Here is a 13,880-nt window from a genome sequence, read left to right as displayed (position 1 = left end):
CGGGCCACAACGGCTCGGGGTCAGCCCTGGTCGGGGGCGCCGCTGCCCTCGGCGATCTCGCGCAGCGCGCGCACGTGCGCGTCGAACGCTGCGCGGCCCTCCGGGGTCAGGCTCAACGACGTGCGGGTGCGCCGGCCCACGGCGAACTTGCCGACCTTGACGTAACCGGCCTTCTCCAGCACCGAGACCTGCTTGGACAGCTGTGAGTCCGAGACCTCCACCGCGTCGCGCACGAACCGGAACTCGGCCTGGTCGGCGCCGGCCAGCGCCGCCACCACCGAGAACCGGACGGGGGAGTGGATGACCTCGTCCAGACGGGAACGCGGATGCTTCACGCCCGGCCCCCGGAGGTGCGCAGCATGTAGGCGGCCAGCACCCACGGCGGCACCGCCGTGGCCACCGCCATCGGCACCCACCAGGCCGGATCACCGGGGAAGGCCCGCAGACCCACGTTGAGGGCGACGGTGTACAGCACCGCCCAGCCCGCGATCATCCCGGTGTGCAGCCACGCGAACCCCCGCGGCTTCACCGGCCGTGTCGCGGCCCACACCACGAGCACCACCACCATGACCATGAACACGGCGAAGACACCCGTACGCAGCGGTCCGTGCGGGGCCAGCCCGACGGCCAGAACCACCGCGATCGACCCCGTGCCGTAGAGCGCGCAGTAACCCGCCAACCAGCGTCCGCCCCGGCGGACCCGGTTCTCCACCGAGCCGGCCCGTTCCAGGGCGTCGCGCGCCTCGTCCTCCCGCATGGGACCCCTTCCTCCACTGCACGTGATGCCAGAGTGGCACCCGCCTGCGCCCCGGGCAAACGGTTGCCCGGCCGGGAACCCGCGAGCGGGCGGCGCCCCTACTGGTCACGCGCCACCGCGCCCATGTACTAGCTTGGGGCGATCATGTCGTCCCCATCTGATCTCGAACTCCTGCGCGCCCACGAACCGGTGCTCGTGTGCACCGAAGGGGAACTGTTCTTCCCGACCGACGTGGACGCCTACGTCCGCAACTGCAGCCTCTGGATCGAGGAACCCGGCGGCCGCGAGAGCCTCGCCGTCCCCGCCGGCGAACTCACCCTCGACCGCCTCTCCCAGGCCGAGGAGGAGTGGCCCCGCCGCCACAAGCACTTGCGGTTCGTCCAGGCCGACACCCTGCGCGAAGAGGCCCGCCGCTTCAAAGGCATCGCACGTTCGGTCATCCCCAAGAGCGGCCGCCTGGTCGCCGTCGGTGTCCTGGGCCGGGTCCTGGACATCCTCATGAAGGTCTCCCTGCTCGTGCGGGGGACCGTCCCCGGCGGTGTCACCTACGCGGCCGTGACCCGGTACCGCGAACGCCTCGACGACGGCCGCGCGCACTACTACGGCAGGGTCACCCGCGAGGGCGGCTACACGATCCTGCAGTACTGGTTCTTCTACGCGATGAACGACTGGCGCACCATCTACGGCGGTGTCAACGACCACGAGGCCGACTGGGAACGTGTCACCGTCTACGTCGTCGAGGAACCCGACGGCACGACCCGCCCCGTCTGGGTGGGCGCCTCATCGCACGAGTACCACGGCGACGACCTGCGCCGGAGCTGGGACGACCCCGACCTGCACCGAGAAGGCGACCACCCGCGCATCTACGTCGGGGCCGGATCGCACTCGCACCAGATGCTGCCCGGCGACTACCTCATCCAGGTCGACCCCTCCTTCCTGCGCGGGCTCGTCCGCGCCTGGCGCCGCCTGACCGAGCGCCTCTTCCGCGCCGACAGCGCCATCAACCGGCACGGGATCGGGGTCCCCTTCGTCGACTACGCCCGCGGCGACGGCGTCACCCTCGGCCCCGGCGGCGACCGCGAGTGGAACGCCGTCCTCATCGACGACGACACCCCGTGGGTTCGGGGCTTCCGCGGCCTGTGGGGACGCGACACCCGCGACTTCTTCGACGGCGAGCGCGCGCCCAGCGGGCCCCGGTACGAACGCGACGGCACCATCCGCCGCTCCTGGGCCGACACCCTCGCCTGGGTCGGCCTGCAGAAGGTCGCACCCACCGAGGAGGCCGCCCGCGCCGAACTGCGCGCCCACGTCGAGGACCTCGACCGCACCATCGCCGACCTGGACGCCGACCTCGTGCGCGGGCGCGAGGCGATGCGCCGCCTGGACTCCGCACGCATGGCCCTGGACCGCGAGGCCCACTCCCGCCAGCGCTCGCGCGAGTACGGCAAGCAGCTCGAGGAGCGGGAGGAACAGCACGCCCGGATGTACGAGCGCAGGGTGCTGGCCGAGGACGAACGCGAGTCGCACCGGCAGGCCCTGGAGTCCGACACCCCGCTGGTGCCCGACCCCACCGGCCACCTCAAGGCCCCGCACATGCCCTACGCCTCGGGGGAACAGCGGCACAACCGTTTCCAGCACCTGTGGGTGGCCCTGAGCACCCCGCTGCTGCTGGTCTCGCTGGCACTGACGCTGTTCCTGCTCGACGGCCAGCAGACCCTCTACGCGATGATCGGCGTCGTGTTCGCCTTCGCCGCCGTCGACGCCATCGCCCGGCGCAAGTTCCGCCAGTACCTGGTCGGGATCGCGGTGCTCGCAGTGACCCTCGGCCTCCTCGCGGGGGTGGTGGCCGCCTTCATCGCCGACTGGCGCATCGCGGTCAGCGTGCCCATCGGCATCGTCGTCGTGGTGCTGCTGGTGGTCAACGTGCGCGACCTCGTCCGGCGCTGAGCCCGCCCGACCCCGCCCGCAGCACCCCCGCCCGCCGGGCCGGCCGACCCCGGCCCGGCGGGCCCGCACCCCGGACCCCACCTGCCCCGGCCCGTAAACTGGATGCATGGACGAGCCGCTGTTCGGGGCGCCCCCGGTGACCGTCGCACCCGGCGCCGTGCACGTGCCGGGGTGGCTCGGCGCCGACGCACAACGCACCCTGCTGGAACACTGCCGCGCCTGGGCGAGCGGCCCGGCCGGGACCCGTCACCACACCATGCCCCGCGGCGGCCGCATGAGCGTGTCCATGACCAGCCTCGGATGGTTCTGGAAGCCCTACTCCTACAGCGGCCTCCTGCCCGACGGCACACCCGTGCAGCCCTTCCCCGAGCCCCTGGCCGAGCTGCCCCGCCGTGCCCTGGACGCCTACGGCCGGCCCCTCACCGAGGACGATCCGCCCTACGACATCGCGCTGGTCAACTTCTACGACGCCGACGCGCACATGGGCATGCACCAGGACAAGGACGAACACGCGGACATGCCCGTGGTCTCCCTCAGTCTCGGCGACACCTGCCTCTTCCGGTTCGGCAACACCGAGACCCGCACCCGCCCCTACACCGACGTGGAACTCCGCAGCGGCGACCTCTTCGTCTTCGGCGGCCCCTCCCGCCTCTCCTACCACGGTGTGCCCCGTACCCGGCCGGGCACCGCACCCGCCTGGCTCGGGCTCCGCGGCCGCCTCAACATCACTCTGCGCGCGCTCGGCCGTCCCTGAGGCCCCGGGCGTGCGTGTCGTCCCCCGCGGCCCCGCCGCCCAGGCGCGAAGATCGAGCTGGTCCGCGCCGATCCACCCCGGGGAGCCGCCGATGCCCGATCCAGCGCCCGAACGCACCATGGCCCTGGGCCGCACCGCCGCCATGGCACCGCCCGACGCCGACCCCGGGCAGGTACGCACGCTGCTGTACCGGGAGGGCCTGCGCGAACGGGAGACCGACACCGTCCAGGAGGCCCGGCAGGCGATCACCGCCGATCCCGGACTCATGGCGTGGGTGTCGATGACCGACCCGAACCGCACCCAGCTCACCGAACTGGCCCGCACCTTCGGCCTGCCCTCCCTGGCGTTGGAGGACGCGATCGTGGCCCACCAGCGCCCCAAGGCCGAGATCTACCGGGAGGTGCTCTTCGTCGTCCTGCGCCCGGCCCGCTACGACGATGTGCACGAGAAGGTCGAGATCGGCGAGGTGCACCTGTTCGCCTCGGAGAACTTCGTCCTCACCATCCGCCACACCGACCAGATCGACTTCGAGCACGTACGCGAACGCCTGGAATCGGGCCCGCACCGGCTCGCACACGGCCCGCTCGCGGTGATGTACGCCGTCGTGGACGCGGTCGTGGACGCCTACGCCCCGGTCGTCTCCGGCCTGCAGGACGACATCGACGAGGTCGAGAACCAGGTCTTCGACGGCGACCCCGGGGCCTCCCGGCGCACCTACCGGCTGGCCCGCGAGGTCATCCTCCTCCAGCGGGCCGTGGATCCCCTCGACAGGGTGCTGCAGGACCTCATGGCACCCCTGGAACGCCCCGACCGGGTCGCCCCGGGCCTGCCCCGCGCCCACGGCTCCGACCACGGCCTGAACCGGCTGCACAACGACCTGCGCGACGTCGCCGACCACGAGACCGCCGTACGCGAGCACGTCGACGGGTTCCGCCAGCTGCTGCAGAACATCATGGCGGTCAACAACAACCTCATCGACCAGTCCCAGAACGAGGCGATGAAGAAGGTCTCCTCCTGGGGCGGCATCCTCGTCGTGCCGACCCTCATCGCCTCCTTCTACGGCATGAACATCGCCCCGCACGGGTTCATGCACTGGGTGTTCAGCTGGCCGACGGCCCTGGTCGCCATGGCCGCCTCCAGCGTCTGCCTGTACACGGTCTTCCGCCGCCGCGGCTGGCTCTGAGACCCGCCCCGGAGCCGTTCGCCCGGACGGGGGCGCACCCCCTCAGACCCGGGACAGCGCCTCGCGCACCGCTGCGGCGTCCTCCTCGGCCCGGGCCACCAGCTCCTCGGACCCCTGCAGCTGCCGGCCCCACGCACGGGCCGCCTCCTCCGCCCGGCTGCGCACGCGCACCATCTGGGTCTCGACCACGCTCGTGTCGGCCGTCCCCCGGTTGGTGTGGGCCACACCCAGGGCCACGGCGCCGCCCCCGGAGAGAAGGGCGAGGAGCCACAGGCCCGCGCCGTCCTGCGCCCCGGCCGCGGCCAGCACGCAGAACAGCGCCACCATGCCGCACAGCACCGCGAAGGTCAGCAGCGAGGCCCCGTCCCCGTCGTCCTTGGCGCGCTCCTGCAGGCGGTCCCGGGCCCGGCGCAGGTCACCGGCGTTCGGGCCGGCCGAGGTGAAGGCGACCCTGACCCCCGCGACCGACACGTTGCCCTCGTCCGGAACCGGCTCCCGCACCCGGTCGTGCAGCTCCCCTGCCCGGCGCAGCACACCCTCGGTCTGCAACGCCAGGGCGAACCCGCGCCGGTGGGCGGGCGCTTCCCCGGCGGCCACGTCCTCGGAGGCCAGGGCCGCGACCGTGCCCACGGGGTCGTCCCACCGGGCCGGCGGCGGGCCGCTGTCGCCGCTGAGCTCCACCACCTGGCGCAGCTCCACGGCCCGTGCCAGCAACGGCGCCTCCTCCGCGCTGCCCTCCTCCACGAGCAGGCGCAGGGTCTCGCGCACCATCTCCGCGCTCGGCCCGCCCGGTTCCACCGCACCCTCGGGCAGATCCTCGCTGCCCAGGGCCCCGAGCAGCTCCGTCCGCTCACGCAGTTCGCCCAGCGCCCGGGCCGCACGGGAACGCCGCTCCACAAGCGCCGATGCGCCCTTGGCGGCGGACCTGCCCCGCCGGTCGGCCTTCGAGGCGTCCACGAGCTCGGGCGCGGGCTGCTCCGCCTCCAGCTCCTTCCAGTGCGCCAGCGTCGACAGCCGCAGCGCGGTCCGGGCGTCCTCCCCGAACGCACCGTCGGCGGCCAACAGCCAGAGCGTGCGTTCGGACCGGGTGACCTCGTGGTCGGGCACCGGCAGGTGGGGGAGGAGCTCGCCGACCCGCGCCGCCCCCAGCGCCCGCGCCTCACCAGGGTCGGTCAGCACGGTCGCCAGCGCCGCGAACGTGCGCGAACGCAACGCGTCGCGCCGGTCGGCCTCGTCGAAACGCTCCCGGGCCCGCGCCGGGTCCCCCTCGAGCAGAGCCGTCAGCGCCTCGGAAGCAGGGGCCAACCAGTACCCGGGCACGTCCGGCAGTGCGGCCCCGGGCGCGGGCAGACCGTCGAGCAGCTGGAGGACCCGCTGCCGCACCCTGGCGGCGTCGGTGTACAGCGCCAGGTCCATACGCAGATCGCTCAGTTCCACGAACGCGTCGAGCGTGGCCGAGACCCTGTTCAGGCGCTCCTCGATGCTGCCGCGCAGGTGGGAGACCTCCGAACGCAGCTGCTTGCGCGCGTGGGCGGCGCTGGCGTGGGCCGCGGCGACGTCGTCCTGCAGCTCCCGGATCCGCCGGTTCTGCGTGTGGTCCATCCAGTGGTTCATGGGTGGGGGAGCTCCTTTCCTCACGTGCCGAGGGGGTCGGCACGCAGCGGGTGTGACGGCCGCCGGGCGCGCACGGTTCGCACCCGTCCCCACGGGCTGGCGCGGCACGCGTCACCGCCGCCCGGTAGGGTCCCACCTGGAGGGACCGGCCCGACAGACGGGCCCGTGCACGCAGACGACAGAACAGGATCTCGCATGGCCGCGCCGTTGGAGTCGGGTCAGGGAACCAGCGGGAGCGTCCGCGCCGCGCAACGCATGCTCCAGTTGCAGAACAGCCTGGTCGACCTGTTGCGGAAGAAGCCCTTCAGCCAGGTCACGTACAAGGAGATCACCGAGGGCGTCGAGCTCGACCGGTCCACCGTCTACCGGTACTACAACCACAAGAACCAGGTGCTGCAGGGCGCCGTCGAGGTACGCCTGACCGCCTTCGCCTCCCAGCTGGACCTGACCTTCGGCCGCATGGAGTCCATCGACGGGTACATGGGCCGCCTCGTCGACGCCTGGATCGCCCTGTGGCGCGAGTCCGGGAACCTGCTCGCCGCCGCCTCGGGCCTGGGCGCCGAGCCCGGCCCCGAGCGCGACTGGTGGCGCGAGTGCACCGGCCCCTGGACCGAGGCGGTGCGGGAGGCCGTCGAGGTGGCCCGGTTCGTCGAGGAGCTGCCCAAGGACGGTCGGCCCGCGCTCCCGCTCGCGGAGATGGTCGTCGGCCTGTGCCTGAGCACGCTCAACACCGAGATGACCGTCGAGCACACGGACGAACACCGCAGGATGGTCCGCGACCTCCTGCTCGACGCGGTCCTGCGCACCCTGGGTCGACACTGAGGCCGGGCCCCGGCGGCGGGGCCTCACCCCTGGCGGCGGGCCACACCCCCGAACGCGCCGACCACGGCGCCCAGGGCGAACATGGAGGCCTCGTCCTCGTCCAGGTGCACGATGCCGGCCGGGACCCGGACCCGGTAGGGCTTGTCCTCGGAGGCGCGGATCTCCAGGCCGTCGATGATCCTCTGCCCCTCCAGCATCAGCAGGGCCTCCTCGACCCTGCCCGTGCGGTCACCGCGTGACCAAATCGACGACATCTGCCAACCCTCACTCAGGTTCCTGGACGGGGGTGGACACCGGCCACCCGGACGAGACCGGGGACTCGCGCCACCTCCAGACATACCACCGCGGGCGTCGCCCCGCCCCGGCCCCTCCCGCGGAGCCCGTGGCCGGAAACGGTCACGGAAGACCGTCGAACGCGGTCATCTCCTCGCTGCGCCCGTCCACGGCCGAGACCTCGACGCCGCCCGAGGGCTGCTCGCCGGACGCGGGCCCCTCCACGGCCAGGGTGGTGTCCTCCTCCGAGCCGCTCACCTCTCCGCGCGCGGTGATCTCGGCGGCCTCGCGGGAGGCGGCGGCCAGGTAGTGCCAGGCGTCGTCGGTGTCCTGCCACCACGTGCCGGCGACGATCTGCCGGTTGAGGTTGCTGCAGTCCCAGCCGTTCTCGCGCTCCCCGGCCACGGTGGTGCGCGCCGACCCGTCGCCGCCCTCGGTGACCAGGACCGCGCGGGCGAGCCCGCTGCCGTCGCGGGTCCCGTAGCGCACGCAGGTCCAGCGCCCGGTGCCCTCGCCCCCGGGCAGCTCCTGCTCGGCGAACTCCCAGGCGGTGGCGGTGGAGATCTGGCCCTCGGGCGGTGCGCCGGAGCAGGCCAGGTCGGCCCAGAGATCGAACCCGTGCTCGGTGTCCAGGACCTCGTGCGGGCCCAGGCGGCGGATCTCTTCCGGGGGAGGCGGCATGTACCCCAGGTGGGCGGTTCCCGGTCCGCCCATGTCGACGGCGGTGTAGGGCTCACCGTGGGCGACCTCGGGTGCGCGCAGCTGCAGGACGGGGCCCGCCTCGCACTGCTCGGGGTCGGGCGCCGCGGCGGTCACGCCCTTCTCGTCGTGCTCCAGGTCGTTCCACCCCTGCCCGGGTTCGTCGAAGCGGGCGGTGGAGGCCTCCTCGACCCAGGGCGGCAGGAGGTAGCGAACCCCGTCGCCGTTCTCGGTCAGGCGCAGGGCCGGCCAGTTAGCGACGCCGTTCTCGGGTGCGTCGAACACACCCAGGCTCTCCTGGCCGTCCTCGTCCTCGACCCAACGGGCCAGGTACGGGGCGTCGTGCAGCAGCACCACGTCGCTGCCGTCCACCTGACCGGCGTAGAGCACCGACGGCTCGGAGGGCGCGGCCACCGAACCCTCCTGCACGGAGCGTTCGGCCCAGGCGTCCAGGGCCCGGCCGGTGAACCCCTCGTCCCCGGCCGCCTCGCCGCGTGCGTGCCAGGCCGTCAGGTCCAGGGTGAAGCGCTCGTCCCACACCGGGTCGGTCTCGGCGTGCGCGGTCTGCGGGAGGGCGGCCTCGGGCCCGCCGGTGTCGGTGACCGGGTCGGCGGCGGTCAGACCCGCGCCGAGCAGCAGGACGGCGCCCACCACACCCACGACGACGAAGTGGCGGCGTTGTACGAGCGCCCCGCGTCCGCTGACCCGCACCAGAGTCGGGTCGGGCAGGTGGGCGTCGGCGGGGGCCTGGGCGGCGCGCTCGACGGCCCTCTCGGAGGCGTCGGCGCCGGCCGAGGCGAGCACCTCCGCCGCGGCGCGCGGGTCCAGGCCCTCCACGTACAGGAGTGCGTAGGCGGCGCGTTCGGCGGGGCCGAGCCCGGACAACCCGTCCAGGTCCCGGCTCTCGGCGCCCAGGCCCGCGGCCGGGATCACGCTCAGGCCGGCCTCGCCGCGCGGGTGCCAGCGGCGCGGGTACAGGGAGCGGCGCAGTACACGGCGCCGGACCTTGGCGTACTCGTGCGGGCGCGGGTGGCGGCGTCCGCGCGGCAGGGCGCCGACCACGAGCAGGTGGGCGCGTTCCAGCAGGCCTGACGCGGGGCCGGAACCGGAGAGTGTGAGGTGCGAGAGCAGAACGAGGTTGCGGTAGGGGTTGCGCGGGGTCTCGTGGCCTGAGGGGGTCGGCATACGGGCTCCTCGGGGGTAACAGTGCCCCAGCGACACTAAGTGCATACACAGAGTGGTGTACGCGGAACGCCGATTTCGGTCCGATTGTGGCGTGAATGTCGGGTCGGCCCTGGTGGGGCGGGGTCGCGGGCGCGCCCGATACCATGCGGGGCCCACCCTCGAACGGACAAGGAACCCCACGCGTGAATCCCCCGATGCCCACCACGGCCAAGGCCGCACGGATCGTCCTCTTCGTCACGGCCGGCGTGCTCGGGGTCGTCCTGGTGGTCAACCTGTTGAACCTGGTGTTCCTGTTGAGTGCGCCCGACGGCGCCGAGGTCCTCGCCGGGGCCGGAACGACCCCCGTCCTGGCCGTGGCCGGGCTCGCCCTGGGTCTGGCCTCGACGGTGTGTTTCCTGCTGGGCGGGCTGCGCCTGGGCCGCGGTGGGTCGCGCTCGCACCTGGTGGTGCGGATCCTGGTCGGCCTGGGCGGCCTGCTCACCATCGCCAACGCCCTGGTGGTCGGCCAGCTCGCCTACATGGGCGTGATCAGCGCGATGGTCGCCCTCGGCCTGGTGCAGACCCGCAGCGCACGGGGCTGGTTCGAGGCCACCGGCGACTGAGTCCGGCGCGGTCCCGGGCCGGTGGTGGGTTGTCCCCGCGGCCTCGCGGGTGCATCCTGGCGACGCTCTCCGGACCGGCGGGGCTGGGTGGAGTGCGTGATCCGTCATCGAGTGAAGGAGGCCGACGCCGATGACCTCGCCGAGGCCGCCGCCCACCGCCCCCGACCCCGTCCTTCCCGGCCCTGTGGCCCCCGGGCCCCGGTCCGCCCCCAGCCGCGCCAACGAGCCCCGATCCTGACCTGCGAACCCGAACGGACCGGCCGACCGGGCCGCGGGCACCGCCGGGGCGGCCCCTGTGCCGCCCCGCCCGTGCCGAGCGGCCCGGGCCGGCACCGGCATCCGATCGGTACGGCCGTGCCGTGCCGTGAGGAGGAGAACGGATCACCTGGGATCTACATCGTAAAGGAGAGGCTCGCGTCCTGAGAGCTCCATCACACCGGTACCAAAAAGCACTCCCGACTCCCCACCCCGGTTCCGTAAGGTGGGAAGCACGCGCCCCACGTGCGGGCCGGTGCGGGGTACAGGACGGGTACCCCGGGCCGGAAGGCCGGCGCACACGGGGCCGTGGCGGGTACCGGGGACACCCCCGGTACCCGTCGCAAGCCCGTCAGCGGGTCTTCACGATCGCCGGCAGGATGCCGGCGATGATCATCATGACCATGCTGATGACCATGAGCACGAACGCGGCGGTTCCGAGCATCGTTGGGTGTCCTCACCTTCGCTTGTGACCGTCGCGACCGCCGCGGACGGCGGTCCGCGCCGGAGCCGCCCCCGAACGGGCGCGGCGTGTACCTCTACGCGCTCACCTTATCCCGACCCGTGCGCGTGCCCGCGGCGGGTACCCGCCGCGACCTGCGTGCTCACCCCCACGTCCGCAGATGCGCCCGTACCAGCCAGCGGTCCGCCCAGCCCGCGTCGGGTTCGTCGGGCACGTCGGCGCTCTCGACCAGCGCGGCAAGGCGTGTCTCCAGCTCCGCGGTGCGCTCCATCGCCTCCTCGAGCGTGCGCTCCCCGCGGCGCAGGCCCAGCAGCCACCCGCGGTCCGGCTCCGGCATGGGCAGGGTCATACGCCCCCGCTCCATCAGTTCCACGCCCTGGAGGCCCAGCCTGACCATGTGGTATGCGAACTTGGTGTCGAACCCGTGCTCGCGCACCAGCTCGGGCCGGTTGGTGTGCCCCCGCCCGTCCGTCAGGCGCCCGCGTTGGGCGCGCAGGTAACCCAGGAACCGGTGCCCGGCCCGGCGGGAGACGAAGCGCCCCGCCTCGGCCCGCAGCTCCCGGCCCAGGTCGGTGACGGTCACCAGCTCGGACTCGGGCGCGAACAGCGGCAGCAGCACCGTCGGGTTGCCGTCCAGAGCCAGGCGCGTCCACTTGCGCAGCGAGTACACCGTCAGGTCCAGGTCGCCCTCGCCCGAACGCACGTGCTCGGGGCGGCTGCGGTACACGTACTGCTCGAAGTGGCGTAGCCCCATCACGTACTCCGGGGGTTCCACGCACAGGCCCATCTCGTCCCGGTCCCCGCCGTCCAGGGCCAGCCCGTGCACCCGCGACCCCACCTGGCAGCGCAGCACGGTGCCCTTCTCGGCGATCCGGGCGAACTCCTCGCTCGTGTGCTTCAAGGGACCTCCCGCGCGTTGGGTGACGACGGCGGCAATCTACCCGCGTCCGGAGCGCCCGGCCGAACGCTTTTCCTGCCGTCCGGCCCTTGCCGGGACCGCCCCGCACGCCGTAGGACTGTTCACCGACTGCCACACAGGGCCCGACGACGGGTCCCGTCCCCGAAAGAAGAGACCGTGCCCCCTCGCAGCACCCGCCCCGAGATCGACACCACCGTCGCCCACAACGCCCGCATCTGGAACCACTGGCTCGGCGGCAAGGACAACTATCCGGTCGACCGCGAGCTCGGTGAGCAGATCCGCTCCTTCTTCCCCGAGATCGTCGACAACGCCCTCGCAGACCGTGCCTTCCTGGTGCGCACCGTCACCCACCTGGTCCGGGAGGAGGGCATCGACCAGTTCCTCGACATCGGGACCGGCCTGCCCACGCACAACAACACCCACGAGGTCGCCCAGGCGCTGGCCCCGCACGCGCGCGTGGTCTACGTCGACAACGACCCGCTCGTGCTGGCCCACGCCCGCGCTCTGCTGGTGGGTTCGGAGGAGGGCCGCACCGACTACGCCGACGCCGACATGACCGATCCCGACACGATCCTGGAGGCGGCCGCGCGCACGCTCGACCTGGAGCGTCCGGTGGGTCTGATGCTGCTGGGCGTGATCAACTTCGTCGGGGACGACGCCGTGGTGCGGGACGTGCTCGACCGTTTGTTGGGGGCGCTGGCGCCGGGCAGTTTCCTGGTCCTGGCGCACCCGACCGACGAGGTCGACCACGAGCGTGCCCACGAGGTCGCCCAGGCCTGGAACGAGCGCGGCACGCCCAAGTTGACGGTGCGCAGCGCCGAGCAGCTGCGCGGTTTCTGCGACGGTCTCGAACTGCTGGAGCCCGGCGTGGTCTCCTGCCCTCTGTGGCGCCCCGACGAGACCGAGGTCGGCAACGTGCGACCGGTCGCCGAGTACGGTGCGGTGGCCCGCAAACGCTGATCGGGCCCGGGAACGCCGAGAGCCCGCCGGGCGTGGCCTCCCGGCGGGCTCGGTGTCGTGCTTCGGGTCAGCGCGGACGCTGGTCGATGATGCGGCGGAACTTGCCGACGGAGCGCTCGATGCCCTCGGGGTCGACGACGTCGACGGTGACGCTCACGCCGACCTTGTCCTTGACGGTGGCCACGATCTCCTTGCTCAGGCTCACGCGGCGGTCCGCCGTGCAGTCGGGGGCGGCCTCCACGCGCACGGCCATGCGGTCCAGGCGCCCGTCGCGGGTCAGGACGAGCTGGAAGTGCGGGGCGAGCCCGTCCAGGCCGAGGATGACCTCCTCGATCTGGGTGGGGAAGACGTTGACACCGCGCAGGATGATCATGTCGTCGCTGCGGCCGGTGACCTTGTCCATGCGGCGCATGGGGCGGGCGGTGCCCGGGCGCAGCGTGGTGAGGTCGCGGGTGCGGTAGCGGATGATGGGCATGGCCTGCTTGGTGAGCGAGGTGAAGACGAGCTCGCCGTTGTCGCCGTCGGGCAGGACGTCGTGGCTGACGGGGTCGAGGACCTCGGGGTAGAAGTGGTCCTCCCAGATGTGGAGGCCGTCCTTGGTCTCGACGCACTCGTTGGCCACACCCGGACCCATGACCTCCGAGAGGCCGTAGATGTCGACCGCGTTGATGTCGAAGCGTTCCTCGATCTCGCGGCGCATCTGCTCGGTCCAGGGCTCGGCGCCGAAGATGCCGGTCTTGAGGGAGGTCGTGCGGGGGTCGATGCCCTGGCGCTCGAACTCGTCCATCAGGGTCAGCATGTAACTGGGCGTGACCATGATGATCTCGGGCCGGAAGTCCTGGATGAGTTGGACCTGCTTGGCGGTCTGGCCGCCGGAGGCGGGGATGACGGTGCAGCCCAGTTTCTCCGCGCCGTAGTGGGCGCCGAGCCCACCGGTGAAGAGCCCGTACCCGTAGGAGACGTGCACCTTGTGGCCGGGGCGGCCGCCGGCGGCGCGCACGGAGCGGGCGACGACGCCGGCCCAGGTGTCGATGTCCTCCTTGGTGTAGCCGACCACGGTGGGGCGGCCCGTGGTTCCGCTGGAGGCGTGGATGCGGCTGACCTGTTCCTGGGGGACCGCGAACATGCCGAAGGGGTAGGTGTCGCGCAGGTCGGCCTTGGTCGTGTGGGGGAAGAGGGCGAGGTCCTCCAGGGTCCTGAGGTCCTCGGGGCGCACGCCGGCCTCGTCGAACTTGCGCTTGTACAGCGGCACGTTCTCGTAGGCGTGCTTCAGGGTCCATTTCAGGCGGGTGAGCTGCGTGGCGCGCAGTTCGTCGACACTCATTCGTTCGGCCGGGTCGAGCGCCTGGGGGTCCGGCGCCTGCCCGAGACGCTGGGGAAGGGCAGCACCGGCCGACTGCGGGGTGGTGTCGTGGATTGCCATGGGCCTCTCCGGATACTGAGCGCG

General features: G+C 72.7%; 13 protein-coding genes. 6 read left to right on the top strand and 7 right to left on the bottom strand.

Annotated elements, in window-relative coordinates:
- Nucleotides 1-20 precede the first annotated feature (20 nt).
- Together IDM40_RS17635 and IDM40_RS17630 are read right to left on the bottom strand one after the other, a co-directional pair.
- Complete coding sequence (locus IDM40_RS17635) at nucleotides 21-335, bottom strand: winged helix-turn-helix domain-containing protein (RefSeq protein WP_193123113.1); 315 nt, start codon at nucleotides 333-335, stop codon at nucleotides 21-23.
- Nucleotides 332-757 carry a hypothetical protein gene (locus IDM40_RS17630; protein WP_193123112.1) on the bottom strand — a complete coding sequence of 142 codons (426 nt, stop codon included), beginning with the start codon at nucleotides 755-757 and terminating at the stop codon, nucleotides 332-334. The genes IDM40_RS17635 and IDM40_RS17630 overlap by 4 nt, the downstream gene beginning before the upstream one ends.
- A gap of 144 nt (nucleotides 758-901) precedes the next feature.
- On the opposite strand from IDM40_RS17630, the gene IDM40_RS17625 reads away from it, so the two are divergent.
- The 3 genes from IDM40_RS17625 to IDM40_RS17615 all read left to right on the top strand — a co-directional run bounded on the left by IDM40_RS17625 (nucleotide 902) and on the right by IDM40_RS17615 (nucleotide 4,641).
- Nucleotides 902-2,704 (top strand): hypothetical protein, encoded by a 1,803-nt coding sequence (locus IDM40_RS17625; RefSeq protein WP_193123111.1) that lies wholly within the window; start codon nucleotides 902-904, stop codon nucleotides 2,702-2,704.
- Between the two features lie 106 nt (nucleotides 2,705-2,810).
- On the top strand, nucleotides 2,811-3,458 hold the full coding sequence (locus IDM40_RS17620; protein WP_193123110.1) for an alpha-ketoglutarate-dependent dioxygenase AlkB family protein: 648 nt from the start codon (nucleotides 2,811-2,813) through the stop codon (nucleotides 3,456-3,458).
- Nucleotides 3,459-3,549: 91 nt separating this feature from the next.
- The gene (locus tag IDM40_RS17615; RefSeq protein WP_193123109.1) at nucleotides 3,550-4,641 is read left to right on the top strand and encodes a magnesium and cobalt transport protein CorA; all 1,092 of its coding nucleotides are present in this window, start codon (nucleotides 3,550-3,552) and stop codon (nucleotides 4,639-4,641) included.
- Nucleotides 4,642-4,683: 42 nt separating this feature from the next.
- Here the strand turns inward: IDM40_RS17615 and IDM40_RS17610 are convergent, their stop codons facing one another.
- Entirely contained in the window at nucleotides 4,684-6,255 is a 1,572-nt protein-coding gene (locus IDM40_RS17610) for a coiled-coil domain-containing protein (RefSeq protein ID WP_193123108.1), read from the bottom strand.
- Nucleotides 6,256-6,510: 255 nt separating this feature from the next.
- Here IDM40_RS17610 and IDM40_RS17605 point away from each other — a divergent pair, with 255 nt between their 5' ends.
- Nucleotides 6,511-7,077, top strand: a complete 567-nt coding sequence (locus tag IDM40_RS17605; RefSeq protein ID WP_193123173.1) for a TetR/AcrR family transcriptional regulator — start codon at nucleotides 6,511-6,513, stop codon at nucleotides 7,075-7,077.
- A 23-nt stretch (nucleotides 7,078-7,100) separates the two neighbouring features.
- Here the strand turns inward: IDM40_RS17605 and IDM40_RS17600 are convergent, their stop codons facing one another.
- Together IDM40_RS17600 and IDM40_RS17595 are read right to left on the bottom strand one after the other, a co-directional pair.
- Nucleotides 7,101-7,331 carry a hypothetical protein gene (locus IDM40_RS17600; RefSeq protein WP_193123183.1) on the bottom strand — a complete coding sequence of 77 codons (231 nt, stop codon included), beginning with the start codon at nucleotides 7,329-7,331 and terminating at the stop codon, nucleotides 7,101-7,103.
- 142 nt (nucleotides 7,332-7,473) lie between these two features.
- On the bottom strand, nucleotides 7,474-9,234 hold the full coding sequence (locus IDM40_RS17595; protein ID WP_193123107.1) for a hypothetical protein: 1,761 nt from the start codon (nucleotides 9,232-9,234) through the stop codon (nucleotides 7,474-7,476).
- A 182-nt stretch (nucleotides 9,235-9,416) separates the two neighbouring features.
- On the opposite strand from IDM40_RS17595, the gene IDM40_RS17590 reads away from it, so the two are divergent.
- Nucleotides 9,417-9,836 (top strand): hypothetical protein, encoded by a 420-nt coding sequence (locus IDM40_RS17590; protein WP_193123106.1) that lies wholly within the window; start codon nucleotides 9,417-9,419, stop codon nucleotides 9,834-9,836.
- Nucleotides 9,837-10,696: 860 nt separating this feature from the next.
- Here IDM40_RS17590 and IDM40_RS17585 read toward each other — a convergent pair.
- Nucleotides 10,697-11,455: a nucleotidyltransferase domain-containing protein gene (locus IDM40_RS17585; RefSeq protein WP_193123105.1), complete on the bottom strand. Its 759-nt coding sequence runs from the start codon at nucleotides 11,453-11,455 to the stop codon at nucleotides 10,697-10,699.
- Nucleotides 11,456-11,629: 174 nt separating this feature from the next.
- Between IDM40_RS17585 and IDM40_RS17580 the strand changes: the two genes are divergently transcribed.
- Nucleotides 11,630-12,433, top strand: a complete 804-nt coding sequence (locus IDM40_RS17580; RefSeq protein ID WP_193123104.1) for an SAM-dependent methyltransferase — start codon at nucleotides 11,630-11,632, stop codon at nucleotides 12,431-12,433.
- A 67-nt stretch (nucleotides 12,434-12,500) separates the two neighbouring features.
- On the opposite strand, the gene paaK is transcribed toward IDM40_RS17580, so the two are convergent.
- Entirely contained in the window at nucleotides 12,501-13,856 is a 1,356-nt protein-coding gene (paaK, locus tag IDM40_RS17575) for a phenylacetate--CoA ligase PaaK (protein WP_193123103.1), read from the bottom strand.
- Between the last annotated feature and the right edge of the window lie 24 nt (nucleotides 13,857-13,880).

This window comes from Nocardiopsis coralli (genome assembly GCF_014892575.1).
Taxonomy (GTDB): Bacteria; Actinomycetota; Actinomycetes; order Streptosporangiales; family Streptosporangiaceae; genus Nocardiopsis; species Nocardiopsis coralli.
The sequence above is the reverse complement of the archived record's forward strand: the minus strand, read 5'-3'. Positions and strand labels throughout refer to the sequence as shown.